The organism is Colwellia sp. SU-HH01172 (genome assembly GCF_057553355.1).
Genome location: NZ_BAAJMB010000006.1, coordinates 255,438 through 282,055, shown reverse-complemented (window position 1 = coordinate 282,055; position 26,618 = coordinate 255,438). Strand labels below are relative to the sequence as shown.

General features: G+C 40.1%; 28 protein-coding genes. 21 read left to right on the top strand and 7 right to left on the bottom strand.

Annotated features, from left to right (window positions below; genetic code table 11):
• Nucleotides 1-356: 356 nt before the first annotated feature.
• The 8 genes from AC27JP_RS16445 to AC27JP_RS16410 all read left to right on the top strand — a co-directional run bounded on the left by AC27JP_RS16445 (nucleotide 357) and on the right by AC27JP_RS16410 (nucleotide 8,583).
• Entirely contained in the window at nucleotides 357-1,019 is a 663-nt protein-coding gene (locus tag AC27JP_RS16445) for a DUF3313 domain-containing protein (protein WP_487117003.1), read from the top strand.
• 10 nt (nucleotides 1,020-1,029) lie between these two features.
• Nucleotides 1,030-1,371: a DUF3302 domain-containing protein gene (locus AC27JP_RS16440; RefSeq protein ID WP_487117001.1), complete on the top strand. Its 342-nt coding sequence runs from the start codon at nucleotides 1,030-1,032 to the stop codon at nucleotides 1,369-1,371.
• A gap of 1 nt (nucleotide 1,372) precedes the next feature.
• Complete coding sequence (locus AC27JP_RS16435; RefSeq protein ID WP_487116999.1) at nucleotides 1,373-2,521, top strand: HlyD family secretion protein; 1,149 nt, start codon at nucleotides 1,373-1,375, stop codon at nucleotides 2,519-2,521.
• Between the two features lie 205 nt (nucleotides 2,522-2,726).
• Nucleotides 2,727-3,341: a transcriptional repressor LexA gene (lexA, locus tag AC27JP_RS16430; protein ID WP_487116997.1), complete on the top strand. Its 615-nt coding sequence runs from the start codon at nucleotides 2,727-2,729 to the stop codon at nucleotides 3,339-3,341.
• A gap of 596 nt (nucleotides 3,342-3,937) precedes the next feature.
• Nucleotides 3,938-5,455, top strand: coding sequence for a cytochrome c oxidase subunit II (gene coxB, locus AC27JP_RS16425; RefSeq protein WP_487117017.1), 1,518 nt, complete (start codon nucleotides 3,938-3,940; stop codon nucleotides 5,453-5,455).
• A gap of 12 nt (nucleotides 5,456-5,467) precedes the next feature.
• Nucleotides 5,468-7,072 (top strand): cytochrome c oxidase subunit I, encoded by a 1,605-nt coding sequence (ctaD, locus tag AC27JP_RS16420; RefSeq protein ID WP_487116995.1) that lies wholly within the window; start codon nucleotides 5,468-5,470, stop codon nucleotides 7,070-7,072.
• Between the two features lie 11 nt (nucleotides 7,073-7,083).
• Nucleotides 7,084-7,668 carry a cytochrome c oxidase assembly protein gene (locus AC27JP_RS16415; protein WP_487116993.1) on the top strand — a complete coding sequence of 195 codons (585 nt, stop codon included), beginning with the start codon at nucleotides 7,084-7,086 and terminating at the stop codon, nucleotides 7,666-7,668.
• Between the two features lie 30 nt (nucleotides 7,669-7,698).
• Entirely contained in the window at nucleotides 7,699-8,583 is an 885-nt protein-coding gene (locus AC27JP_RS16410; protein WP_487116991.1) for a cytochrome c oxidase subunit 3, read from the top strand.
• A 70-nt stretch (nucleotides 8,584-8,653) separates the two neighbouring features.
• On the opposite strand, the gene AC27JP_RS16405 is transcribed toward AC27JP_RS16410, so the two are convergent.
• Nucleotides 8,654-8,863, bottom strand: coding sequence for a DUF2909 domain-containing protein (locus AC27JP_RS16405; RefSeq protein WP_487116989.1), 210 nt, complete (start codon nucleotides 8,861-8,863; stop codon nucleotides 8,654-8,656).
• Nucleotides 8,864-8,914: 51 nt separating this feature from the next.
• Here AC27JP_RS16405 and AC27JP_RS16400 point away from each other — a divergent pair, with 51 nt between their 5' ends.
• The 5 genes from AC27JP_RS16400 to AC27JP_RS16380 all read left to right on the top strand — a co-directional run bounded on the left by AC27JP_RS16400 (nucleotide 8,915) and on the right by AC27JP_RS16380 (nucleotide 12,873).
• A complete protein-coding gene (locus tag AC27JP_RS16400; protein ID WP_487116987.1) occupies nucleotides 8,915-9,661 on the top strand; it encodes an SURF1 family protein in 747 nt (248 codons plus the stop codon).
• Nucleotides 9,662-9,724: 63 nt separating this feature from the next.
• Complete coding sequence (locus AC27JP_RS16395) at nucleotides 9,725-10,285, top strand: hypothetical protein (protein ID WP_487116985.1); 561 nt, start codon at nucleotides 9,725-9,727, stop codon at nucleotides 10,283-10,285.
• A gap of 24 nt (nucleotides 10,286-10,309) precedes the next feature.
• Nucleotides 10,310-11,293: a COX15/CtaA family protein gene (locus AC27JP_RS16390; protein ID WP_487117016.1), complete on the top strand. Its 984-nt coding sequence runs from the start codon at nucleotides 10,310-10,312 to the stop codon at nucleotides 11,291-11,293.
• Between the two features lie 9 nt (nucleotides 11,294-11,302).
• Nucleotides 11,303-12,220 carry a heme o synthase gene (gene cyoE, locus AC27JP_RS16385; protein WP_487116983.1) on the top strand — a complete coding sequence of 306 codons (918 nt, stop codon included), beginning with the start codon at nucleotides 11,303-11,305 and terminating at the stop codon, nucleotides 12,218-12,220.
• Nucleotides 12,220-12,873 carry an SCO family protein gene (locus tag AC27JP_RS16380; RefSeq protein ID WP_487116981.1) on the top strand — a complete coding sequence of 218 codons (654 nt, stop codon included), beginning with the start codon at nucleotides 12,220-12,222 and terminating at the stop codon, nucleotides 12,871-12,873. Before cyoE ends, AC27JP_RS16380 begins: the two co-directional genes overlap by 1 nt.
• 15 nt (nucleotides 12,874-12,888) lie before the next feature.
• Here the strand turns inward: AC27JP_RS16380 and AC27JP_RS16375 are convergent, their stop codons facing one another.
• Nucleotides 12,889-13,938, bottom strand: a complete 1,050-nt coding sequence (locus AC27JP_RS16375; RefSeq protein ID WP_487116979.1) for a polysaccharide deacetylase family protein — start codon at nucleotides 13,936-13,938, stop codon at nucleotides 12,889-12,891.
• Between the two features lie 101 nt (nucleotides 13,939-14,039).
• Between AC27JP_RS16375 and AC27JP_RS16370 the strand changes: the two genes are divergently transcribed.
• Nucleotides 14,040-15,371 carry an MATE family efflux transporter gene (locus tag AC27JP_RS16370; RefSeq protein WP_487116977.1) on the top strand — a complete coding sequence of 444 codons (1,332 nt, stop codon included), beginning with the start codon at nucleotides 14,040-14,042 and terminating at the stop codon, nucleotides 15,369-15,371.
• On the opposite strand, the gene AC27JP_RS16365 is transcribed toward AC27JP_RS16370, so the two are convergent.
• A complete protein-coding gene (locus AC27JP_RS16365; RefSeq protein WP_487116975.1) occupies nucleotides 15,368-15,604 on the bottom strand; it encodes a hypothetical protein in 237 nt (78 codons plus the stop codon). The two genes, AC27JP_RS16370 and AC27JP_RS16365, sit on opposite strands and share 4 nt — an antisense overlap.
• Before the next feature lie 28 nt (nucleotides 15,605-15,632).
• Nucleotides 15,633-16,211 (bottom strand): Fe-S biogenesis protein NfuA, encoded by a 579-nt coding sequence (gene nfuA / locus AC27JP_RS16360; protein ID WP_487117015.1) that lies wholly within the window; start codon nucleotides 16,209-16,211, stop codon nucleotides 15,633-15,635.
• A 242-nt stretch (nucleotides 16,212-16,453) separates the two neighbouring features.
• Between nfuA and AC27JP_RS16355 the strand changes: the two genes are divergently transcribed.
• Nucleotides 16,454-19,018, top strand: a complete 2,565-nt coding sequence (locus AC27JP_RS16355) for a M14 family zinc carboxypeptidase (RefSeq protein ID WP_487116973.1) — start codon at nucleotides 16,454-16,456, stop codon at nucleotides 19,016-19,018.
• Nucleotides 19,019-19,034: 16 nt separating this feature from the next.
• Here AC27JP_RS16355 and AC27JP_RS16350 read toward each other — a convergent pair whose 3' ends face one another.
• On the bottom strand, nucleotides 19,035-19,802 hold the full coding sequence (locus tag AC27JP_RS16350; protein WP_487116971.1) for a ComF family protein: 768 nt from the start codon (nucleotides 19,800-19,802) through the stop codon (nucleotides 19,035-19,037).
• 54 nt (nucleotides 19,803-19,856) lie between these two features.
• On the opposite strand from AC27JP_RS16350, the gene bioH reads away from it, so the two are divergent.
• The 3 genes from bioH (at nucleotide 19,857) to AC27JP_RS16335 (ending at nucleotide 22,021) form a co-directional block, all read left to right on the top strand.
• A complete protein-coding gene (gene bioH / locus AC27JP_RS16345; RefSeq protein ID WP_487116969.1) occupies nucleotides 19,857-20,645 on the top strand; it encodes a pimeloyl-ACP methyl ester esterase BioH in 789 nt (262 codons plus the stop codon).
• A gap of 110 nt (nucleotides 20,646-20,755) precedes the next feature.
• Nucleotides 20,756-21,052, top strand: a complete 297-nt coding sequence (locus AC27JP_RS16340) for a hypothetical protein (RefSeq protein ID WP_487116967.1) — start codon at nucleotides 20,756-20,758, stop codon at nucleotides 21,050-21,052.
• Between the two features lie 6 nt (nucleotides 21,053-21,058).
• Nucleotides 21,059-22,021: a putative metalloprotease CJM1_0395 family protein gene (locus AC27JP_RS16335; RefSeq protein ID WP_487116965.1), complete on the top strand. Its 963-nt coding sequence runs from the start codon at nucleotides 21,059-21,061 to the stop codon at nucleotides 22,019-22,021.
• 78 nt (nucleotides 22,022-22,099) lie between these two features.
• Here AC27JP_RS16335 and pyrE read toward each other — a convergent pair whose 3' ends face one another.
• Both pyrE and rph read right to left on the bottom strand, forming a co-directional pair.
• Nucleotides 22,100-22,741: an orotate phosphoribosyltransferase gene (pyrE, locus tag AC27JP_RS16330; protein WP_487117014.1), complete on the bottom strand. Its 642-nt coding sequence runs from the start codon at nucleotides 22,739-22,741 to the stop codon at nucleotides 22,100-22,102.
• Between the two features lie 20 nt (nucleotides 22,742-22,761).
• Entirely contained in the window at nucleotides 22,762-23,475 is a 714-nt protein-coding gene (rph, locus tag AC27JP_RS16325; RefSeq protein ID WP_487116963.1) for a ribonuclease PH, read from the bottom strand.
• A 167-nt stretch (nucleotides 23,476-23,642) separates the two neighbouring features.
• Between rph and AC27JP_RS16320 the strand changes: the two genes are divergently transcribed.
• The 3 genes from AC27JP_RS16320 to AC27JP_RS16310 are packed head-to-tail and all read left to right on the top strand — an operon-like array spanning nucleotide 23,643 to nucleotide 26,618.
• Complete coding sequence (locus AC27JP_RS16320) at nucleotides 23,643-24,197, top strand: thioredoxin family protein (protein ID WP_487116961.1); 555 nt, start codon at nucleotides 23,643-23,645, stop codon at nucleotides 24,195-24,197.
• A complete protein-coding gene (locus tag AC27JP_RS16315; protein WP_487116959.1) occupies nucleotides 24,184-24,897 on the top strand; it encodes a gluconate 2-dehydrogenase subunit 3 family protein in 714 nt (237 codons plus the stop codon). The genes AC27JP_RS16320 and AC27JP_RS16315 overlap by 14 nt, the downstream gene beginning before the upstream one ends.
• Nucleotides 24,894-26,618 (top strand): GMC family oxidoreductase, encoded by a 1,725-nt coding sequence (locus AC27JP_RS16310; protein ID WP_487116957.1) that lies wholly within the window; start codon nucleotides 24,894-24,896, stop codon nucleotides 26,616-26,618. Before AC27JP_RS16315 ends, AC27JP_RS16310 begins: the two co-directional genes overlap by 4 nt.

Genomic DNA, 26,618 nt, shown 5'->3' with positions numbered 1-26,618 from the left:
AACGTAACGGGCTTTTTGCTGTTTGTGATTAAAAAAATTCCTATTAACTAGCCACTTCTCATATATACCTAAAAGCTAGGCTACTTATAATTTCATTTGCATTAATGAAATCTTACTTTTCGAATAACTGTATTGCATGCTTATTAGCTAATGACGATTTCTTGATTAGTTATCAGTAAAAACTTTGCTAAATTGTTTGTTATAAAGCAAATGTCTAATTCCATTGTCTTTTTTTATGTTCCTTTACTATAAATAAATGAGCGAATATAAAACCATTATTGATAAAAACTTGGTTTAAACAATATTCGATTATTGCTGAAATGAGCTTTTATAAATAACAATAAGAAGGGAATTCAATGAAATTTATTACCGCCTTTATACTCATCTGCCTGACGGCCTGTACCGCTACAGAAAAAGACACAAACCAACCCCAAAAAACTAACTACTCCGGTTTTTTAAGTGATTATAGCCAGCTAAAAAAAGTGGATGTCGGTGATGATTCAGATTTACTGCGATTTTTTGACCGTAAAATTAAAGAGCACGGTTATGAAAATATCATGCTTGATCCTGTCACTTTTTATCCTGCGCCTAAAGCGAGTGAAACCATTTCTAATAAAGCGTTAACAAACATCGGTGCTTACTTTAATAACACGGTTTTAAATGTCGCCAAAGAATCAGGTAAGTTAGTCGAAACGGCCGGCGCTAAAACAATGCGAGTAAAAATGGCGATAACCAGCATTGACGTTACCGACAGTAAGTTATCAGCGTATCAATACGTGCCTATCGCATTTCTTGTTACCGCAGCTAGCGGTGGCCTTAGTGAAATGGATGTGAAATTTCAAATAGAAACTGAATTAACTGACTCACTAACAGGCGAAGTACTTGGCGCAGCAATTAAACAAGGCTTTGGCGAAAAACTTGATGATAGTGAACAAGCACTGACGTTAGACAATGTAAAACCTCTTATAGATAACTGGGCTACCACGATGAAAAGCACGTTAACTGAGATCTTAAAATAGGAGAGGGTTTATGGATTACGCAGCATTATTTCTAGTATTTTTTGTCGGCATCGTCATTTTTTATGGCATCATCGTTATTCATGATATCCCCTATGAAATTGCAGTACATCGTAACCACCCTCATCAAGATGCCTTGCATGTTGCTGGTTGGGTAAGTCTATTTACACTGCATGTGCTTTGGCCATTTTTATGGATTTGGGCAACCTTATATCGTGAAGATAGAGGTTGGGGCTTCAAACATCAAACCCAGAGCAGTCATTCAGAACTAGCGCAATTAACTCAAGAAGTTGAATCACTAAAAGCTGAGTTGAATATAATTAAGCAATCGCTTAAAACTGTGGAGGAACAATAATATGGATTTAATTATTATTCTTACCTACACCGCTATTTGTACAGTAATTTTTAAAGTATTTAAAATCCCATTAAATAAATGGTCAGTGCCAACAGCAGCTTTAGGTGGAGTGTTCATTTTAGGTGCGTTGTTAATGTTGATGAATTACAACCATCCATACGCAAAATATGGCAAGGAAGTATTTGTTAGTATTCCTATTGTGCCCAATGTGAGTGGTACGGTAAAAACCGTTGATGTTATTGCCAATCAACCCGTACAAAAAGGTGATTTACTGTTCACGCTTGACCCAACACCGTTTCAAGCAAAAGTTGATCAAGTCTCAGCCTTACTAGCTGACGCAAAAAGTAGTGACTTGCAAAATGATCAAAAACTTCAAACCGCAATAGCCAATGTTGCTAAAGCGAAAGCTGATAAAGAACGTAACTATTCAAATTACCAACGCTACCTAAAAGGTAAAGAAAAAGCCGGTGTAAACTCACCTTTTACTGAGCAAGAGCTTGAGAACAGAAAGCAGCTATTTGAAGCATCTAACTCAAAACTACTTGCCGCTCAGTCAGAGGAAAAAAGAGTTAAACTAATTGCCGATGCTGAAATATTAGGTTTGAACCCGCAAGTAGCACAACTGCAAGCACAATTAGACAAAGCCTTGTTTGACTTGGCAAGCACACGTGTTTACGCACCAACAAACGGCATGGCAACGCAAGTCGCGTTACGACCAGGTGTACGAGCAGCCTCTTTACCACTTCGACCAGTAATGACTTTCATACCGAATGAAAAACGTGTTTTTGCTGGCTTGTTTTGGCAAAATTCATTATTAAAAATGAAAGCAGGGCTAGACGCAGAAGTGATTTTAGACAGCGTTCCTGGCCACGTCTTTAAAGGCAAACTGGTTCAGCTATTGCCTGCAATGTCAGAAGGTGAATTTCAAGTTAATGGCCAGCTAATTTCTGCTAATAGACTTGCTGCGCATGGTTTTGCTATTGGTCTTATTGAGCTAGAAGAAGACTTGTCGGATTATGGCTTACCTTTTGGTATTCAAGGTAAAGCTGTGGTGATAAATCATGATAGCGACCCGCTACATGTTTCTTTAATGAGACGGATTCTACTGCGAATGATGGGTTGGATTAATTATGTATACCCTATTAAGTAAAATGTAAGTTATTAGAGTAGCTACTAATATGGGGTCGTTTCAACCTAGCGATCACTACATTTATTGCCTATTCTATTATCAAAGCCTTTCTTGTTATATTGTTTATTTGTTCATCATTAATTCTTGCGTTTATTTACAGCCTGTATACAATGACAGTGATACTGTTTAAAAGTACAGGCTACCATAAGTTGCTTAAGGAAAAAATATGCGCCCTTTAACACCCAGACAACAGCAGATATTTGATCTGATCCGAGAAAAAATTTCTGATACAGGTATGCCACCAACACGAGCAGAAATTGCTGATTTTTTTGGTTTTAAATCAGCCAATGCCGCCGAAGAACATTTAAAAGCGTTAGCAAAAAAAGGTTATATTGAAATGTTACCAGGCACCTCCCGCGGTATTCGTTTAGCGGAAGAGTTTGTTGAGGAAGATGGTCTCCCCTTAATTGGTCGCGTCGCTGCTGGTGAACCAATACTTGCTCAAGAGCATGTTGAAGATCATTATAAAATTGACGGTAGTTTATTTCATCCTGTCGCTGATTATCTGCTACGTGTTAACGGCGAAAGTATGAAAGATATTGGTATCTTGGATGGTGACTTATTAGCGGTTCATCAAACAACTGACGTGAAAAATGGCCAAGTAATTGTTGCTCGAGTTGAAGATGATGTTACGGTTAAGCGCTTTAAACGTGAAGGTAACGTGGTTTATTTACATGCAGAAAATGAAGATTTTGAACCGATCGAAGTTGATTTAACTAGTCAACATTTTAATGTTGAAGGGATCGCTGTTGGCGTTATTCGTGCAGCTGATTGGATGTAAATTCTATTTTATCTCCTACTATCAAGGTTAACTTTTGTTTTATTATTGTGCAGGTTTCTAAAGGTGCTTATGTTTTAAACCTGCGCTTTCCCTTCTTTAAGTTTGTTTCCTTTCTTTAAGGTTTGTTTTTTAAGAATAATTATCATTCTTACTCCTGAAACGCTCAAATAGATTGTTTTTTATACGATTCTGATGTGAAGCTTTTATTAAATTTTCGGTATGATGATCACATGCTGAATAAAAATTAAACATATCTCTAAAGCCTTTAAAAATGCACAAAAAGCCCGGTTTAGGGTTATTACTCTATTGTATTTATTAACTTTTATTTTTTATGCTTTTTAAATTTTAAATTGACCCAGATCAAGTTTTAAGTAATTCTAGTCTAGAAAACGTACAAATATAACAATAGGGCGTATTTGACGACTGTTCAATATTACGCCACTTAAATAATAATAAATGTATGAGCAAAATCACTGGTTTATCACGATAAAAATATGATTAATTAGTTGTTTTGCCTTAAAGGGTGAAGGAGATGTCGAGTGAAAAGACGTAACCTAGGTTTGCTGTTGCTAGGGGGCTTGTTGTCTAGTTCAGTTATGGCAGATATGCCGCTGAACTTGACCAAAGGTGTTACGGAGGTTAGTAGAGATGTATATGACTTACATATGCTAGTGCTCTATATCTGTACTGCTATTGGTGTTGTGGTCTTTGGTGCAATGTTTTGGTCTATGGTATTTCACCGTAAATCAAAAGGTGTTAAACCAGCAACATTTCATGAAAGCACAAAAGTTGAAATTCTTTGGACGGCAATTCCAGTCGTAATTCTAATCGCTATGGCAGTGCCTGCCACTTATACGCTCATTGATATGGAAAATAATGATGATGCGGATCTGACAGTGCAAATTACCGGCTCTCAATGGAAGTGGCACTATAAATACTTCGATCAAGATATTGAATTCTATTCAGTACTTTCTACTCCTCGCGAACAATATGAAAATCAAAATGGCAGTTCAGCAGAAAAAGGTGAAAACTACCTGCTAGAAGTTGATCGTCCTTTGGTTATTCCTACCAATAAAAAAGTACGTTTTGTTATTACCTCGGATGACGTTATTCACGCTTGGTGGGTACCTGCATTTGCTGTTAAGCAAGATGCAAACCCGGGTTTTATTAATGAAGCATGGACTAAAGTTGACAATCCTGGCACATATCGCGGCCAATGTGCGGAGCTATGTGGTAAAGACCACGGCTTTATGCCAATTGTGGTTGAAGTTAAATCTGAAGCAGACTATGCACTTTGGGTTGATGAGCAAAAACAATTAAAAGCTAACGCGGCGGCGGCTGAAGCGGCGTCATTAAATGCCTCAGTTTCTATGGATGAATTAATGCAGTTAGGTGAAACAACCTATACCGCTTATTGTGCAGCTTGTCACCAAGTGAGTGGCCAAGGATTACCTCCTGCATTCCCAGCACTTAAAGGCAGCGCTATTGCAACAACAGGGCCAGCAAGCGAGCATATAGATATTGTTTATAACGGTAAAGCTGGCACAGGTATGCAAGGTTATGGCAAGCAATTGAGCTTAAAAGAAATTGCTGCTGTTGTGACTTATGAGCGTAATGCTTGGGGTAACAATACCGGCGATGCTGTACAAGCGGCTGATGTTAAAACGGCCGTTGGAGGTGAAGCAGAAAGTTTAACTGAAGCTGTGAAAGAAGCCGCCGCTGAAGTAAAAGAAGAGGTTACCCAGGCAATTACTCAAGAGATGGCGAAAGTAATACCTACTGAAGATTTATCTAAGGTTTATAGCCAAGATGAATTGATGGCCATGGGTGAAAAAGTTTATATGAGCGCATGTGCTGCTTGTCATCAAGCCAATGGTGAAGGTATGGCGCCGGTATTTCCTGCCCTAAAAGACAGTGTAATTGCTAAAGGTGACATGGCCGTACATATCGATATGGTAGTTAACGGCAGTAAGAAAAATCCAGCGATGGCAGCCTTTGGTGGCCAATTAACTAAAACGCAAATTGCTGCAGTTGTCACGTACGAGCGTAATGCTTGGGGTAACAATACCGGTGATTTAGTCCAGCCAGCAGATGTTGCTGCTAGCGCGAAGTAGGGAGGCGTTAAAATGACTACAGATGTAATTAATGATCAATCCGAGCATGATTCACATGACGGTGAACATCATGATCATAAAATGACTGGCCTTAAGCGCTGGTTGTATACCACTAACCATAAAGATATTGGTTCCATGTACCTATGGTTCTCTTTTATTATGTTCTTAACCGGTGGCGTGATGGCACTGGTTATTCGTGCTGAGTTATTCCAGCCGGGACTACAGATAATTGAGCCAGATTTCTTTAACCAAATGACCACAGTACATGGTTTGATTATGGTTTTTGGCGCGATAATGCCAGCCTTTACCGGTTTGGCTAACTGGATGTTACCTATGATGGTAGGCGCGCCAGATATGGCGCTGCCACGTTTGAATAACTGGAGCTTTTGGATTCTACCATTTGCTTTTGCTATTTTATTATCGTCTTTCTTTATGGAAAGCGGTGCACCAAATTTTGGTTGGACCTTCTACGCGCCACTATCAACAACCTACAGTAACGGTAGTACAGCATTTTTTGTTTTTGCTGTTCATATCATGGGTATTTCATCAATTATGGGAGCGATTAATATTGTCGTCACCATTATGAATATGCGTGCTCCAGGTATGACTTACATGAAAATGCCATTGTTTGTTTGGACATTCTTCATTACGGCTTACTTACTAATAGCGGTGATGCCAGTGCTCGCGGGTACCGTAACTATGGTATTAACCGATACCTACTTTGGTACGAGTTTCTTTGATGCTGCCGGTGGTGGTGACCCAGTAATGTTCCAGCATATTTTCTGGTTTTTTGGTCACCCTGAAGTTTACATTATGATTTTGCCTGCTTTTGGTATTGTTTCTACAACCATTCCAGCGTTTTCTCGTAAAAAACTCTTTGGTTATAGTTCAATGGTTTACGCGACAGCATCCATTGCTTTCTTGTCGTTCATTGTTTGGGCTCACCATATGTTTACCACAGGTATGCCGTTATTTGGTGAACTGTTCTTTATGTATTGTACGATGTTAATTGCGGTGCCGACGGGTGTGAAAGTATTTAACTGGGCAGCAACCATGTGGCGTGGCTCGATTAGTTTTGAAACACCAATGTTGTTCTCTATTGCCTTCGTTATTTTGTTCACTATTGGTGGTTTCTCTGGCTTGATGCTAGCCATGACACCGGTGGATTTTCAATATCATGATACTTACTTCGTTGTTGCTCACTTCCACTACGTGCTGGTAACTGGTGCCTTATTTTCTATTTTTGCTGGTGCTTATTATTGGTTACCGAAATGGACTGGCTATATGTACAACGACACGTTAAGCAAGTGGCATTTTTGGTGTTCATTAATTTCAGTGAATTTATTGTTCTTCCCTATGCACTTTTTAGGTTTAGCCGGTATGCCGCGTCGTATTCCTGATTATGCCTTGCAGTTCGCTGACTTTAATAAATGGGTCAGTATTGGTGGCTTTGCCTTTGGACTTTCACAATTAATTTTCTTAGTGCTAGTGATTAAGTGCATTAAAGGTGGCGAAAAAGCTCCGGCAAAACCTTGGGACGGAGCAGAAGGTTTAGAATGGACAGTGCCTAGCCCTGCGCCGTATCACACCTTTGAAAAACCACCAAAAATTGATTAATTGGAGACAAAATGGATAACGGCGAAACGCAAGATAAAACCTCAGAGCAAACACAAGTGCAAGCGACTGACGCATCAGTGAAAAAAACAGTTAAAAAACTGATGTTGATAGTGTTTGGTATGTTTGGCTTTGGTTTTGCGATGGTGCCGTTATATGACGTGTTTTGCGATATCACCGGGTTAAACGGTAAACCGTCTAATGTTGCTGCAACATACAACGCGGCAACAATAGACACCGAACGTACAATTACCGTGCAATTTTTGACCCGAACGGCTAAGGGCATTCCTTGGCAGTTTGAGCCAATGATAAACGAAATAAAGGTACATCCAGGTGAAAGAAAAACCGTTAAATTTTATGCCAAAAATGAGTCTGTAAGTGATATTGTCGGCCAAGCCGTACCGTCAGTTTCACCAGGTAGGGCCGCGGTTTATTTTCAAAAGATTGAATGCTTTTGTTTTAATAATCAGCCGTTAAAAGCCAGTGAAGATGTTGAAATGGGTTTACAGTTTTATGTTGATTTAGACTTACCCGACGACGTTTCCACCATCACCCTATCTTACACTTTATACGATATTACAAGCTCGGTTGATTCTTAAGTGCATGGCACTTAAATGAGGGGAACAACAATGACGACAAAAGAATACGAAAGTTATTACGTACCAGCGCAAAGTAAATGGCCAATAATTGGTGCCATTGCGCTATTTTTAATTGCCGTTGGTGCAGGCAGTTATGTAGCAAATTTAAATAATCCTGACAGTGTTGGCGGCGGTTGGATATTACTTGCCGGTATCGCGTTGATTATTTATATGATGTTCGGTTGGTTCAATAATGTTATTACTGAGTCAATGTCTGGAAAATACAGTCATCAAATGGACAATTCATTTCGCCAAGGTATGAGTTGGTTTATCTTTTCAGAAGTGATGTTTTTTGCTGCTTTTTTTGGTGCCTTACTTTATGCCCGTACTTTTTCGGTACCTTGGCTAGATGGTGCCGGTAACAATGCCGCAACCGCTGCGATTTTATGGCCTGACTTTACCGCGACTTGGCCATTAATAAAAACCCCTGATGGTACTGAAACAACGGCTATGGGTTGGTATGGTCTGCCGTTGATTAATACCATTTTACTGTTAACTTCTTCAGTTACTGCCCATTTTGCTCATGTAAGTTTAGAGCAAGAAAAACGTGGTTTATTGAAATTTTGGTTAGGCTTAACGGTACTCTTAGGTTGTGTGTTTTTATATTGCCAAGGCTTAGAGTATGCCCATGGTTACGCTGATGAAATGAAACTGTATTTAGACAGTGGTATTTATGGCAATACCTTTTACTTGTTGACTGGCTTCCATGGTATGCATGTTACTTTAGGTACCATCATGTTATTGGTAATGCTTATTCGGGTGTTTAAAGGTCATTTCACACCGAAAAATCATTTTGCTTTCCAAGCAGCAAGTTGGTACTGGCATTTTGTTGATGTAGTCTGGGTACTATTGTTTGTGTTTGTTTATATTATCTAGCGCTATAGGCTGATGAATATAAGAGCTTTAAGGTACGATATCTACAATGTTAGCTATCGTACCTTATAACTTAATATGGACGTGGGTTAGGTGTAATAACACCGGTAAGTATCGCCAGTAAAAGTAACAGTATAAGAATGACAGAAGTAATCACACGGCGACCAATAAATTTCGACATAGGTGGCTTGTTTGGATCATTTCTATTCATAATAAATAGTGCTCGGAACAGGTTATAAATCATAAAGGCTAATAAGCCGACAACAATAATTTTAATTAACACAGCATTCTCTCTTTTATAGTCTGTTTTTAGTTAGTGAACATGCGGTAGTCTATGAATTCGGTATCACTTCAGCACAAGTTAAAACAACTTAATTGGCCGATGGTTATATTTACCATGCTAGTATTTTCGTTATTAATCAAGCTTGGATTTTGGCAAAGTAGCAGAGCACTTGAAAAAGAACAACGCCAACAACGCATCAGTGAATTGAGCCAGCGCCAAGCACTTTCATTAACGCAAGTATTAGCACTTAGTGGCTTACAAGATGGTATTAATGACTTACCTATTGAACTTAATGGTGAATTTGTTGCTGATAAAGTGTTCTTATTAGATAACCAACCGGATAAAGGACGTTTCGGGTATCGTGTCTATCAAATAATTGCAAGTGACAACCACTCGATATTGGTTAATTTGGGTTGGGTGCAGGGGTCAATAGACCGCAATGTACTACCAGAAATAACGGCAATTACAGGACAACATGTTATTACTGGCCACGTACGAGAAATTGAAATAGGTATTCAATTACAAGCACAAGATTTTGTTAATCCATCGTGGCCATTACGAGTACAACAAATTGAATTAGACAAATTTTCACAATTAATTGGCAAGAAACTATTGCCCTTTGTTGTTTACTTAGATAAAAAAGAGACTATTGGTTATAAAAAGAACTGGCAGCCGATTGTCATGCCTCCAGAAAAACACCGAGCATATGCCTTTCAATGGTTTAGTTTGGCTCTTGCATGGTTGAGCTTGATGATTTGGGCAGCCATAAAAATGAGTAAAAATAGCAATACAGAATAATAAGTAAGAAAAATATCGAAACCGACATCACCACCTAAAAACAAGAATAAAAGGCTGAGTTGTATGAGTTCTTCAGAGTTAAAAAAATCGCGCCGCAGTATGCTAATTCTCTTAGCGGTATTTATCATTCCCGTGGTGTTGGCTAAGTTAGCGTTAAATCAGCAATGGTTCAATTATGGTGTTACTAATCAAGGGCAGCTAATAGAGAACGAATTAACTTTAGCAAAATTAGGTTTGAACGTTGATGACTTTGATCATCAATGGCTAATGTTATACAGCTTGCCAGAAAATTGTGACGACCAGTGCGAAAAAGTCTTAGTCAGCGTAAACAATACCTATATTGCTTTAGGTAAAGAAATGCCACGGGTTAAACCGGTAGCGCTAACTCAACAAAATTTAACCACAGAACAATCAGATAAAATTCAAATCAAAAAATGGCATGTTCAAGCTATGCCAGCATTAGCAAAAACTGCTATCACACGATCTCAAGTATTCATCGTTGATCCGTTAGGTAACGTCATCCTTAGTCATCTGCCGCCTACAAGCACTGAACAATTACCACAATTTGGTAAAGCAATTTTAGCTGATTTTAAGAAGCTGCTTAAATATTCGAGGATCGGCTAAATGAGAACCCAAAGCTTCGCCGATATTAGAAAGCTCGTTTTTGTCAGTATTCTACTGGCTATTTTAGTGGTCAGTTTAGGTGCGTATACCCGCTTAACCCATGCTGGGCTTGGTTGTCCTGACTGGCCAGGGTGTTATGGCTTACTTGATGTGCCAGAAACAGCCGAACAAATTACTGCCGCGGAACAAGCGTTTCCAGAACGGCCAGTAGAGCCAGAAAAAGCCTGGAATGAAATGATCCATCGCTACTTTGCAGGAACCTTAGGGTTATTGATTTTAGCCATAGCCCTTTTGTCATTTAAACGACGGGCTCAAGGTGGACCTGTTGGTTTACCGATACTGATTTTAGTCGTAGTGATATTTCAAGCGGCATTGGGCATGTGGACCGTTACCATGAAGTTAATGCCCGTTGTCGTAATGGGGCATTTGTTAGGAGGTTTCACCACCCTCTGTTTGTTATTTTTATTGTATTTACGTATAAGTGGCTACCGAGTACCGGGTGGTGATTTTGCGCTAAAAAAATATGCTAAGTTTGCCGTTATCGGTATTTTTATTTTAGCGGGGCAAATTGGTTTAGGGGGCTGGACATCATCGAACTACGCTGCGCTAACTTGTACAGAATTACCAATTTGCCAATCAGACTGGCTAGAGCAGCTTACCTTTGAACATTCTTTTGACTTAGTACCGCCAGAGAAAGACAGTTACGAATTTGGTCATTTAGATCACGCCTCTCGTGTCACTATTCATGTCATGCATCGATTAGGGGCCATTGTCACGGCGTTATATTTATTTTGGTTGGCCATTAGTATTTATCGAAAAGCACAATCGCCATTTTTCAAAAATGCGGCGATGAGCTTAGGATTTATTTTAAGTGTACAAATCGGCTTAGGTATCAGTAATGTTTGGTTTTCTTTACCGCTGAGTGTTGCTGTTAGCCACAATGTTGTGGCCGCCATGTTAATGATGTCATTGATCACTATGACATATAGTTTAAAACGTAAGATTTAGGGGCAGATTATGAGTGAAAGTAGCACAATAGCAGCGAGTCATAGCGCACCTAGTACGCCGATTTGGCGTGATTATTATGAAATCACTAAGCCACGGGTGGTGGCATTATTAGTACTAACGGCACTGGTGGGTATGTGTTTGTCGGTTCCAGGCATTATTCCTTGGCAAGTATTAGTTCCGTCGATGATTGGTATCGGCTTTTTGTCATCTGCCGCCGCCGCAATTAACCATATCGTTGATGAACGCATAGACAGTGTTATGGGCAGAACTCATAATCGCCCGTTACCCAATGGTCGGCTTACCGCTAAAAATGCCTCAATGTTTGCCATGACGCTAGCCGTGACCGGTTTTGCGATTCTCTATAGCTTTGTAAACCCATTAACGGCATGGTTAACATTTTCTGGTTTAGTGGGTTATAGCTTTGTTTATACCATGTACTTAAAGCGTGCAACGCCGCAAAATATTACTATTGGCGGTTTAGCCGGAGCAATACCACCGTTATTGGGTTGGACAGCCATGACCAATGAAATACACCCAAATGCCTTGCTATTGGTACTGCTGATTTTTACTTGGACACCGCCACATTTTTGGGCATTAGCGATTCATCGAAAAGATGATTATGCCAAGGTAAATATTCCTATGTTGCCGGTTACCCATGGCGTTAATTTTACTAAAACTCAAATTTTACTTTATACCGTTTTACTGTTTGTTGTTGGCTTACTGCCTTATTTGGTTGGCATGAGTAATTGGTTGTATTTAATTGGCGCTGTGGTATTAAACTTAGTATTTTTCGCTTATGCGTGGAAATTAAAGTTTAACGCTGATGAAAACACTGCCATGGATACCTTTAAGTTTTCCATCGTGCATTTAATGGCGCTATTTATCATTCTATTGCTTGATCACTACTTATTACCGGTTGCTGGCTAATGAATAAAGTTATAACACTTATAGTTGCATTGGGCGCGCTAATTGCAGGCGTGCTTTTGTTTGGTCAGTTAAATAAGCAAGCACCAGCAGAGTTCGCCTTGCATTATCAACAAGAGCGAGTGATAAAACCATTTCAGCTCACTGATCATACCGGTACCGTGTTCAACAATGAATCGCTAAAAGGGCAATGGAGTTGGGTGTTTTTTGGTTACACCTCGTGCCCTGATGTTTGTCCAATCACTTTGCAAGAAATGAATTTTATTTATGATGAATTAAAAGTCATTGCAGAAAATAATCAAGTGCTATTAGTTTCGGTTGATCCTAAACGTGACACGCAAGAAAAGCTTGCTAGCTATATAGCTTACTTTAATCCCGAGTTTAAGGCCTTGCGTGGTGATCATGGCGCGTTATTTCCGTTCGCTAGAAATCTTGGCTTGATGTATGCGATCACTGAGCCTGAAGAAGCAATGAAAGATGATCACGGGCAAACGGTAGAAAACTATTTAGTCGACCACAGTGCATCTTTAGTATTAATAAACCCAAATGGCAATGTTGAAGCAATATTTAAACCTGAACAGGCACTGGGTAAAGTACCTGTTATTGAAGGTGATAAAATAGTTAGCGATTTTGCAAAAATTGTTGCTTTATATTGAGCTAATCATTAAGGATTAAAGCGGGTACCACTGGCCGTTTTCTTTCAGGATAAACCAAGGTTTAGAAAACCAATAGTAACGTCCAGGTTCACTAAGGCTTGGTGCAGTACAATTACAGCGTACACGGCCACTAGGTAAAGGGGCGCTGTAATTGATAGTAAACATTTCATCACCTTGCCATTCAATTTTCTGACGACCTAAACCTGAGATATAACAATGTAATTGTGCTGGGTTAAAATCGTCAACTTCAACGTTAAAGGTGACAGACGTCGATTGCCCTTTTTGAAACAATGTTTGTTGGTTTTCATCTACCAAGTTAATGTTAAATGGTAACGAGTTTAGTTTGTCGCGCAAACTCGAAATTTGATCATAGGGTTGTGAAGCAGGAAAACGCGGAATCGCTGTGCTGTCAGTAGCTAAACCGACAGCGCCAGATTGCTGACTAAAGGCGACAAAGTTATTTTCTCGCACCCATTGTTGAATGGCCGGAGTGTATTCACCATAAGGGTAGGCGAAGTAATGCCAGCTTTGTCCTGTTTTCTCTTTAATTAACTGCTCTGCGGCTAATAAAGACTGTGTATTTTCAGCTAACCATGCCTGCTCAGACAAGCCTTCAGGGATCCTAGCTAAAGAATCGTGCTTCATACCATGATTGGCAATAATAACGCCGTCATCTGCCATGGCTTTTAGTTGTTGCCAAGACAAATAGCGCGACGAATTACGTTCAACAATACTGGGATTGACAAAGATGGTAAATGGAAAGCCGTGCTTGTCTAATATAGGTTTACCATTGGTCAAAATATCTAAATAAGCATCGTCAAAGGTGATAACGACTGATTTATCTGGTAATGCTTGTTGTTGCTTAATGGCGGTCATCAATTCTGATAATGGTATTACTTTAAAATTGTGATCTTTAAGGTATTGCATATGCAATGAAAACTGATCGGGAGAAATACTCGTGCTCGCAGGCGTAGTGTCGCTGACATGATGGTATTGTAAAATGACAGTGGCAAAACTCGTCATATGAAGACAATAGCACAGTGCTGCCAACAAGCGGTATTTCATGGTAATCTTCCTAAGATATTAAGAGGGCTTCAAGCTCTTGCCTAAAATAACGTTTTTTCCATTATTTATATAGCCCATTTGCCAACAAAGGTCGGCTTTTTTTGAAATTCCATGATATAGAACGTCATAAGCAGTTATTTATTCTTGCTTTGCCGATGATTTTGTCAAATATTACTGCGCCATTACTTGGCTTGGTTGATACAGCAGTGATTGGCCACCTTGATTATGCCTACTATTTAGGTGGCAGCACCGTTGGCGCTATGATCATTACAGCTATTACTTGGCTGTGTGGCTTCTTACGTATGTCGACTACCGGATTATCGGCGCAAGCTTTTGGTAAAAATGATAGTCAACTAAACTGTTTGATATTGTTACGCGGGGTTATTGTCGCTTTTGTCATTGGCCTATTCGTTATTCTGTTTCAGGGCTTTTATTTAGATATTGCGTTGTCTTTGGCTGGCGGTTCAGAGCAAGTACAGTTTTACGCTCGAGAATATAGCGCTATTCGAGTTTGGGGGTTGCCGGCGGCATTAGCCAATTTAGTTATTCTTGGCTGGTTACTCGGTAATCATAAAGCAAAATTAGTGATGTGGTTGGTTATTGCCACTAACTTGATTAATTTGTTGCTTGATCTGATATTTGTTATTGGCTTTTCTTGGCAAGTAAAAGGTGTTGCTTTGGCAACCTTACTTGCTGAATATAGTGGTTTAATTATTGGTCTTGCGCTGATTTATCATCATTTTAAAGACAAGTTTATTAATGCTTTTTCTACTTTGCGGCAGGTGCTTATTGCGGTAATAGAACGTGCTGCATTACTCAGTTACTTCAAGCTAAATCGCGATATCTTAATCAGAACCTTGTGCTTAGAAATATGTTTTGTCTTTATGACCTTTCAAGGCGCTCGTTTGGGTGATGACGTGGTTGCAGCCAATGCCATTTTAATGAATTTCTTATTATTAATTTCTTTCGGCTTGGATGGGATTGCTAATGCAGCAGAAGTGATGGTTGGTAAGGCTAACGGGCAGAAAAACCAGCAGGATATGTTTGCTAGTGTCAACATTGCATTGTTATGGACAGGAATTTTTGCACTTGGTTATAGTTTGATATTTTACAGTGCAGGTGATTATTTTATTTCTACTATTTCGAGTATTCCAGCCGTTGTTGACTACGCTCAGCGACATATAGCATGGATTATCGCGTTGCCGCTATTGGCCTGTTGGTGTTATCTCTATGATGGTATTTATATTGGTTTGATGCAGGCCAGCATTATGAGAAATAGTATGCTTATTGCCACTTTTGGTTGTTTCTTTCCTGTTTGGTGGTTATTAAAAGATTATGGCAATCATGGTTTATGGGCGGCGTTTTCTGTATTTATGCTGGCGCGCGGTGTTACCTTAGCTTGGCATTTTCAACGAAATAGATTGAGTTTTTAACGCTTGCTTCGGTTGAAAGTATGATACAAACGATTGGCAAACAAGCCGATATAACCGTAGAGTGAAAATAAGCAACCTATTGCTAAGATAACAATGCCAATGATTTGCCAGATATAAGAGTAGTATACACCGATAAATATTAAGCCGGCGCCGAAAGCAAAAAGACCAAGTCCACATAAAAATAGCTGCATGCTACGTTTTGGGTCTTGGCCTAATTTTTCTAATAATGACATAACTGTATTTAACAGATGCTATACAGCTTTAGTAATATGAATGTTCGCCGCGTTGGTGCTCTGTCATATCACGTACGCCTTTAATTTCGCCAGCCATCATTTCTAGTAATTGTTTCTCAATACCGTCTTTAACTGTGACATCAATTTGCGCACAACCGTTACAGCCACCACCAAATTGCAGCACGGCATACCCGTCTTCAGTGATTTCCATTAATGTACATTCGCCGCCATGGCCAGCAAGTTGAGGGTTCACTTCAGCTTTTAAGAAGTAATCAACACGGTCAAACAATGGCGCGTCATCACCTACTTTGCGTAATTTAGCGTTTGGTGCTTTTAAGGTCAGTTGTGAGCCCATTTGGTCAGTAGTAAAGTCGATTTCAGCTTCTTCTAAAAACGATTTACTGTCAGCATCAATATAGGCTGAAAAATGCTTATATTTTAGTTCAATATCGTCGGCTTCTACAGCATCAGCCGGGCAATATGATACTCCGCACTCAGCGCTTGCTGTGCCAGGGTTGACAACAAACACTCGGATACTGGTACCTTCAGCTTGCTGAGAAAGTAGTTTTACAAAATGCTCTTGTGCAGTTTCTGAAATGTTAATCATCATATTTTTTACTCTTCACTTCTGGGATTGACTGTTCAATACCCGACTATTTCACTCAAGTATAGGTATTTTACTCTGCTCTGTCATTTGGCGCTAGTACTTGTTGGCATAATTTATACGTCGATACCAAAAAGCAAGTAAATTAACTTTCGCATGGTTGTTAATGGCTGATTTTATCAGATAACTGGTTCATGGCGCATTATTTTGCTATTTTATCGGGCAATAAAATAAGGAAACCTTGTATGTCGTTATTGTTGTCGAGAACTCTGATGTTAATGTTGCTAACCACTGCAGCTTTAGCTAATTTTAAAGTGTACAGTGCAGATGTAAGTACCTACTTACCAAATGATGCCAATTATAGTGAAAAAGTACCAACACCAGAGTTTTCTTTAGGTTTTGGTATTGGTGAACGTCATCCGCGTCATGACCAAGTTTTGCATTACTTAAAACAAGTAGCGACAGCATCACCGCGTGTGAAAATAGAAGAAATGGGGAGAACTACTCAGTTTCGCTCACAAGTTCTGCTTACTATCTCTAGCCCAAAAAACTTAACCAATCTTGAGCAAATTTTAGCGCGTCGCTCCGACATTGAAGCTTCGGCTGACGACCCACTTGTTGTTTGGCTTGGCTATAGCGTTCACGGAGATGAAATTAGCGGCACTAATGCGGCAATGGTGGTTGCTTATCATCTAGCGGCATCTCAAGATAAAGCAGTTGAAGACATGCTAAACGATACCATTATTGTTATCGAGCCAAGTATTAACCCAGATGGCATGGATAGATTTGTTAACTGGGTTACTACTCATCGAGGTATTACTGATAATCCAGATCCCAATCATATTGAGCATCACCAAAATTGGCGTACCGGCCGCACAAATCATTTTGGCTTTGACTTAAACCGCGATTGGTTGTTGTTATCACAAAAAGAAAGCCAAAATCGTCTGCCATATTTTCACCAATATCAGCCGAACGTGTTAGGTGACTTTCATGAAATGGGCGCCAATGGCAGCTATTTTTTTCAGCCTGGCATTCCAACTCGTACTCATCCGTTAACACCAGCGAAAAATACCGAATTAACACAATTATTGGCGACTTATCACGCTAAAGCGCTCGATGCTGAAGACCGCCTATATTACAGCGAAGAAAGCTTTGATGATTTTTATTACGGTAAAGGTTCAACCTATCCTGATATTAACGGCGGTATTGGTATATTGTTTGAGCAGGCTAGCAGCCGAGGTTTTCAGCAAGACACAGTTAATGGTTTATTAACCTTTGAGTATGGCGTGAAAAACCATGTACTAACCTCACTTTCAACGATTGAAGGTGCTTGGAAGAATCAAGCTGAATTTAAAGCTTATCGCGAGAATTTTTATCAACTTGCCAAACAGCAGGCCAGTGATGAAAATTTTAATGGCTATATCTTCACAGAGTCAAAAGACGATTATCGTTTGCGGGCGTTTTTAACTAAGCTCAAGCAGCATCAAATTCAAGTCTATCCGGTAACACAAGATATTAAGGTACAAGAACAAAACTATCAGGCGAAACGTAGTTACTATATTCCGTTAGCTCAAGCGCAATATCGCGTCATTAAAGCCTTGTTCAATCAGCAGAAAAACTTTCAAGACAATACCTTTTATGATGTTTCCGGCTGGACCTTACCGTTAGCAATGAATATTCAATTTGCGAAAGTGAACAGCACTTGGGGTTTAAAAACTGAAAAGCAGCCTTGGCAAGCAGAAGCGGTAGCAATTGTTCAAGCTGATGCTTCAGCATATGCCTATGCTTTTGAGTGGCATGACTTTTTGGCACCTAAATTACTTCATAAGCTGACTAAAGCTGGTATTAACACCAAAGTAGCAACGAAAACTTTTTCTGCGACAGTAAATGGCAAAGCGAGAGCATTTGCTAAAGGCACCATCATTATACCTGCAGGCAATCAAACGGAGAATAATTGGCGTGATTTAGTCGCTAACTTTGCAGCTAAAAACAATATTGTATTGTCGTCATTAACAACGGGGTTAACGTCACATGGGATTGATATTGGTAGTAGTTCATTCCGCCCAGTATCAACACCCAAAGTGTTAATGATTGGTGGTAAAGGCGCGTCTCAATATGAAGCCGGCGAAATGCTTTATTATATTGATAGTTTGTTAGAAATTCCGGTAACTGTGATTGAAATGCAACGCTTAGCGGCTATCGACTTAGCCAAATATAGTCATATCATCATGGTTGATGGTAAGTATAATAAGTTAAACGGTAGTGCGCTAAATAAACTGAAATCATGGTTGGAAGCTGGTGGTGTAGTGTTCGGTCAAAAACGTGCTGCCCGCTGGTTAGCTGATAAAGAACTATTAAAAATGGACTTTGTTAGCAAAGATCACCTCAATCAATTATTTGACACAGAAAAATTAACTTATGGTGATAAAGAAGCGCTGGCGGGTAGAAAACGAATTGCTGGCGCTATTTTTCAAGCCGAGTTAGATACAAGTCATCCGTTGGCTTACGGTTATCAAGCAAGTGCGTTACCTGTATTTCGTAATAGTACGGTTATGATGGAGCAAACCACGGCACCATTTGTCAGTGTCGCTAAATATAGCAATACCCCTTTGCTTAGCGGCTATACCGATCAAAATTTGGTAAACCGCTTGGCAAATAATCCAACACTGGTTGCCCATAATGTTGGTAAAGGAAAAGTTATCGCCACTACCGATGATTTAGCATTTCGCGGTTATTTTTTAGGTAGTATGAAAATCATTGCCAATAGCTTATTTTTTGCAAATGCTTTTAGCGCTAACCCCGCAGATTAAACTTTAGATTAGTAAGTTAGCTAGGCAAGGCTAAACAAATACTGAGGAGTGTAATAGTTTGCACTCCTCTTTTTTTTAACAGCTGGCAAATTGCATTGGCGGTGGTGCCAGTTGTTACCACATCATCAATAAGTACCACATGCTCAGTAAGCGTATGGCTGTACGCTGGATTTATGGCAAAAGCATGTGCTAAATTTTTTCTCCGCTCGACACCTGATTTTCCCACTTGGCTTTCGGTTACTTTCTCGCGTATTAATAGCTCCGGCTGATAATTATAATTGAATTGTTTAGCAAAACGCTTAGCAAGCAAGTGTGCTTGATTGAATCCTCGACTTTGCCATTTACTGATGTGCAGCGGTACACTGAGTAGTACGGTATTTTCAGGCGGTGTTTTTGCGTTCGTCTCAACTAAATATTGCTGCCAGTGTTGATTTAACAAATAGGCTAATAGCCCACTTAATTCAGTTCTGCCTTGATACTTTAGTTGGCTTATCCACAGTGAAAATGGCCAGTGATACGGTCCTAAGCTAAGTAAGTGGTCAAACTGTGCTTTAGGTAGTAATTGCTTGATCGCTGGCCACAATAATAAATCGTATCCTAGTAGTTCGCGCTTGAAATAAGGTAGGTCTTGTTGGCAATGCTGGCAAAGTAATTGATGTTGCTGGCAAGTGTTACCACATAAAGTACAACAACTGATTAGTAGTCTAACCTTGTTGATCGCTAGTGCTAATTTTTGCTTTAAGCTTAAAAAATTATCATGATTGAAGTTATTGCCAAATTCCATTTTCAGCACCCATTGGTTAAACTATGCGCCCACTAGATATTGAGCGTTATAAGCATGGCAGAAAGATTGAGAATTGCGAGCCAAGGACAAGGTCTCCCATTGGTATTTATTCATGGTTGGGGGTTAAATTCTGCGGTTTGGCAGCCATGCCTTGAGCAACTAAAAGCTGACTTTGAAGTGATCACCGTTGACCTTCCTGGCTTTGCCACTAATAAATCATACCAAGTTGCAGAATACTCATTAATTGAAATTGCTACCGCTATTCAACAAGCGGTTGGTAAACCAGCGGTGTATATTGGTTGGTCACTAGGTGGACTCATCGCCAGTCAGATAACTACTCGTTATTCACAACAAGTACTCGGTTTAGTTACTGTCGCTAGTTCGCCACAGTTCGTCGAACGAGATAACTGGCCAGGTATTAAAGAAAATGTTCTGGCTATGTTTCATCAGCAATTGGCAAAAGATACCAATAAGACGATTAATAACTTTTTGAAAATTCAAGCTATGGGTAGCCCGCATATCCGCCAAGACATTAAGAAAATTCGCGATTTGGTGATGCAATATGACTTACCCAGCCAACAAGTACTCGATGACTCGTTAAAGCTATTAGAAACCTCGGATATTACAGAGGACCTTAATAGTATTACTCAACCGTTTTTAAGGCTTTACGGAAAGCTCGATGGCTTAGTGCCAAAGCAAGTCATTCCCTTACTGGATGACATAGCGCCCAATAGCCAACGCTTTATTTTTGAGCAAGCATCACATGCGCCATTTATTTCTCATCAGACTGAGTTCTTAACGAAATTGAAAAATTGGTTGTTAGAACACGTTAGAAAGGACTAACAGTTTACTTTTTACTGCTTTTGGTTAATAATTAAGCAAGTAATTACAGGTAATATATTTGTTGTTTAGTTGCATAGCTTGCAACTAAGAAATGTATTTAGGAGAGTTCTATGGAAATTCAATCTGCTTTTAATGCTGGAGTGCAAGGTTTTCAAAATGCCACTGAGGATGCTAACCAAGCCGCTGCAAGCATTGCGTCAAACATTGCCATTAGCCCCGAAGACTTTGGTGTCGGCCAAGAAAACAATGACAATGCGACAGAACAAAATCGAGGTAGTGGTGAACTTTCAGATCTTAATCAATCTATTGTCGATTTACGTGTTGCAGAGTTCCAAGCAAAATCTTCTGCTGAAGTTATCGAGTCCGCAGATGAAAACTTAGGCACATTATTGGATGTGCGCGTTTAACTCATTATGAATGTCACCCCGCAAAGCTATAACCTACCCATACAAACTGCAGTTAACCTGCAGACCGATAGCTTGCGTCGTGATAATCAGCAAAGAGAAGTGATTGCTAAACCTGAAGCGTTAAATCAATCAGCGGCTGAAAAAGGTGTAGCATCAGATAAAGAACGAGGTCGCACGCCTGCCCAAAATAATGAACAAGTCGATTTTGCAAATTTACGTAAACAGGCTGAGTTAGCAAACGATGTCATAGGGGACGGCTCAGAGGGCGATGAAGGTTCACCTCAAGGCAAAAGCGAGCAATCCGGAAATGGCTCTGCTGAGACAACAGAAGATACAGAAGCCCAAGGTAATGAAAACAAGTCAAATAGTGAAATATTTGCTGAGCAACAAGAAGTAAAAAGCTTAAAAAGACGCGATCAGGAAGTTCGTTCACATGAATTAGCTCATGCTGCTGTTGGTGGTCCTTTTACAGGAGCACCTAACTATTCCTTTGAAGTGGGCCCTGATGGCAAAAAGTATGCAGTCGGCGGTGAAGTTTCTGTCGATCTCGCCCCAGTAGATGGTGATCCAAATGCTACCATCGCTAAAATGCAAAAGGTACATGCCGCGGCTTTAGCTCCTGCCAATCCATCAATTCAAGACACTCGTGTAGCGGCTTCTGCAGCAAAACTAATTGCCCAAGCGCAATCTGAATTGGCGGCAATTGCGTTAGAAGACCCCAATGCTAAGAAAGACTTTGTTGGTTTGATTAAACCTAACGATGTCTTTGCTCAAGAGGGGGAGAGCAGTAATAGAGAAAGTAAAAGTTTCGATCAATTTATCGAGCAAACTTTATCGTCTCAAGAAGCCATAGCACCTAGTCGGCCACTTGAAATCGATGAAAGAGCGGGGCGTATTGAGCAGTTTTACTCAAATATTAATCAAGCCTTTGAGAAACCAGCGCGCTATCAATTTGAACTAACGGCATAGCGCAGCACAATTCAGTTTGTCTAACATATAAAAAAAAGCCTGCAATTGCAGGCTTTTTACTTTTAATTTGAACAAGTTCTAGATACCGAAATCTTCGCGATACTTTTTAATGCTAGCTAAGCTATCTGCCATATCTGGCTTTTCTTCTAAATAGCTAATTAAGTCAGCTAAGGTCACAATAGAAATCACCTTAGTGTTAAAGTCGCGTTCTACTTCCTGAATAGCTGAAAGCTCTGCTTGACCTTTTTCCTGGCGATCTAATGCGATTAGTACGCCTGAAAGTTCTGCGCCATGGGCTTGAATAATTTGCATTGATTCACGAATGGCAGTGCCAGCGGTGATGACATCGTCAACCAACATTACTTTACCTGCCAGTGCTGAGCCAACTAAGCTACCACCTTCACCGTGCGTTTTAGCTTCTTTACGGTTGAAGCAATACGGCATATCAATATCGTAACCATCAGCCAGTGCGACAGCAGTTGTTGTTGCAATTGGAATGCCTTTGTAAGCAGGGCCGAACAACAAGTTGTAGTCTATTTTTGAATCTTGCAATGCTGCAGCATAAAAACGACCTAAGCGCGCTAAATCACCACCGGTATTAAATAAGCCGGCATTGAAAAAGTACGGGCTGGTGCGGCCAGACTTTAAAGTAAATTCGCCAAAGCGTAAAACTTGTTTAGACAAAGCAAACTCGATAAATTCGCGTTGGTAATCTTTCATCATTAGCTCCTATCTTTAGCTTAGTTTAAGGCGGTTTTTTGAATATCAAATAACTCGTTAATGCCATCGTTGGCAAGTTTAAGCATTTGTTGCATTTCGTCGAAGCTAAACGGTTCTTCTTCGGCGGTACCTTGTACTTCAATTAGTTTACCGGTTTCGGTCATTACTACGTTCATATCAGTATCAGCGGCAGAATCTTCTAGGTATTCTAAATCAGCAATCGCTTCACCTTTGTAGATACCTACAGAAACCGCAGCAATCATATGCTTAAGTGGATTGTTGTTGATAATACCTTTAGCACGCATATGGTTTAATGCATCAACTAATGCCACACAAGCACCGGTAATAGATGCTGTACGAGTGCCGCCGTCAGCTTGAATTACATCACAATCAACGGTAATGGTATTTTCACCAAGGGCGACTAAATCTACCGCTGCACGCAATGAACGTGCGATTAAGCGAGAAATTTCTAGCGTACGACCACTTTGCTTGCCGTTTGCTGCTTCACGACGCATACGGGTGTGAGTAGAGCGAGGCAACATGCCGTATTCAGCGGTTATCCAACCTTTACCTTGGCCTTTAAGGAAACGTGGTACACCTTCTTCAACGGTAGCAGTACAGATAACTTTGGTATCACCAAACTCAATAAGTACTGAGCCTTCTGCATGAGCTGTAAATTGACGAGTAATGGTTACAGGACGAATTTGCCCTAAAGTTCTGCCGCTTGGACGCATGTGGAATTTCCTATCGTAGTATAATTGCTGCGCATTATAATCGTTCGACTGTCAATTTGACATAATGACGTAACAAGTATTTTGAAATATAGTTAATTAATATAAGGTCATTCTATTCAGTATTTATCGCCAGTCGGTATTAAGTGTTATTAAAATAGAGAAAATTTATGAAATTTCACCGGTTTATTGTTTTATTTTTTTCAAGTTTATTAGTTATTTTCCAAGTGAATGCACAAGAGCCCGTGCTTGAGTCGGCAATAGACTTACCGTTATACAGTAAAATTTTTAGTGACAAACGTGACCCGTTTAAAGACGCGCAAGCAGCAATTAAATTAGCACAAGCAACTGACCGCAATGTCTTAATAGAAATAGGTGGCACTTGGTGTACTTGGTGTCACAAAATGGATGCCTTTTTAGCAGCAAACCCAGCTGTGTATAAGCAGCTGCACGATAATTATGTTGTATTGAAAATAAGCGTTAGTGACAGTAATGAAAATGAAGCGTTTATGAAGTCGTTACCACCAGTACAGGGCTACCCGCACATGTATGTGTCAACCAATAGTGGCCGTATGTTGTTGTCAAAAGATACTGCCGAGTTGCTGGATAATTTAGAATACTCGGTAGAATATTGGTCAACCTTTTTAGATAAATGGCAGGCAAGAAATAATAAAATAAATGACAGCACGTCAACAGTAAAAGGTGAAACCAATGTCTCAAGTTAATTCATTTTTTGACGAAAATTTTCGCACGCCTAAATGGCTGCAAAAAAAGGTTTCGCGTCGTAGCGCTTTAAAATCAGCAGCTGGCGCCACTATGGTGGCAACCATGCCAATGCGTAGTTGGTCAGCAAGTTTAGCTACTAAGCTTGATGGTGCATTGAAAACTGACCCATGGCTAACCTTAGATGTGGTATTGGCGCATTTATTACCAGAATCCCCAACTGGGCCAAGTGCAAAAGAAATTCAAGCCAGCCAATATTTATATAATGTTGTTTTTCAACAACCAACCGAAGCAGCCGAAGTTGAGTTTATCTATAAAGGCGTAGATTGGTTAAATGGTTTTAGTAACAGTCAACTAAAGAAAAAATTTGTCGCGTTAACATTTAATGAAAAAGAAAGTATTTTACGCGCTATCAGTAAATCAACCGCTGGCGAAAACTGGTTAAGTAATTTGGTGGGCTATATTTTTGAAGCCATGCTTTCACCGCCTAGTTATGGTGGTAATCCCAATGGTATAGGCTGGCAGTGGCTAGAGCATCAAGCGGGCTTTCCATTACCACAAGCAGGGCAACGTTATTATGAGCTACCGGGAAAACAACCGATTGTGTTAAGTCATCAAGCGTCATTTTCCAATGGAACAGCCATGCAAGTGGTAAGTCATCAGCAATATATCCGCAAGCAAGTAGGAACTCGAAAAGCATGAAATATGATATTTGTATAGTGGGTAGTGGCGCAGGCGCGTCACCCGTTGCATATACTTTGGCAAAAGCTGGTGCGAAAGTGTTAGTGTTAGAAAAAGGGGCTTGGTTAACGGAAAAAGAATTCTATAAAGACGAATTGGCGATCAGTTTGCGCGATGCTTATAACCCAAAGCTTGAAGACGAGCAGCACGTTATTGAAGAAGAGTACGAAACTGATGACGGCGAAAGTTACTGGCAAGGTGAGGCTACGAGTGAGTCTGGTTGGAGCTTTTGGAATGGCCAAGTAGTTGGTGGCTCATCAAATTTTATGAGCGGTTATTTTCACCGCTTAAAGCCAATCGACTTTCGTTTGAAAACAGAATTCGGCGCCATTGAAGGCGCTAATGTTGAAGATTGGCCAATTAGTTATGATGAGCTTGAACCTTATTACGCTATAGTTGAAAAAGTGGTTGGAGTCTCTGGTCGTGTTTCTAAGCACCCACATCAAGAACCTCGTTCGACTGATTTTCCATTTCCGCCGGTTGCTGAACACGCCATATCGTCTTGGATAGATGCAAGCTCGAAAGAAATAGGCTATCACGCCGTACCTGTGCCGCGTGCCATATTGTCTCAACCGGCAATGGGCAGAAACAGTTGTGAATATTCAGGCTATTGCAGTAGTTACGGCTGTTCTTCAGGTGCAAAGGGCAGTGGTCGTGCCGCTTTGCTTAATCATGCGGTAGCAACAGGCAATTGCACCATAACACCTCATGCGAAAGTATATAAAATTGAAACCGATAGCCAAGGTGAAATATCTGGCGTGCTTTACTACGACAAAGCCGGGCGAAAACAAGTTGCGCAAGCAAAATATTATGTTGTGGCATGCCAAGCGGTAGAAACCTCGCGCTTGTTACTGGCGTCAAAAGGCGAAAAATTTCCCAATGGTATCGCTAATAATAATGGTTTGGTGGGTAAGAATTTAATTTTTAGTGGTGGTGGCACTGGCCGTGGTGACTTTTTCTATAAAGATTTAACTAAAGAGAAGCAGGCGCAATTAAAACAAGTCGGGCCTTTTATTAACCGTGCGTTACAAGACTGGTATCAAATTGACGACAAAGCTTTTACTGGTGTTAACCGTAATGGCAAAGCCAAAGGCGGCACTGTCGACTTCTTATTCTATCAAAACCCTATTGCGCGCGCACAAAGTACAAAATGGCAATATGATGAAAATTTAGATAGCGAAAAATTAATCTGGGGTGAAGAATTAAAGCAAAGTATGAAAACTGAATTCACTACCTATAAAACCCTGCGCTTTGAAGTATTCAACGATTGGTTACCAACGGATAACTGCTTTGTTAGTTTAGATGACGAAGTTACCGATAAGTGGGGTGATCCAGTTGCTAAAATACGTATTGGCGCTCATAACCACGACATAGATGTTGGTGAGTATTTGGCTGAAAAGGCAGAAAAACTACTGGTTGAAATGGGCGCGACAAATGTTTCGTCCTCAATAAGTAGTGCACCAGCATCTAACCTGATGGCCGGTGGCTGTCGTTTTGGTGATGATCCTAAAACGTCGGTATTGAATAAAAATTGCCAAGCGCATGAAGTTGATAACTTATTTGTTACTGACGCCTCATTTATGCCAACCGGAGGTAGCGTGCCGTACACATTTACCATTTATGCCAACTCATTCCGAGTTGCTGATCATATAAAAGAGCGCTGGCAGCAAAGCGTTGATTAG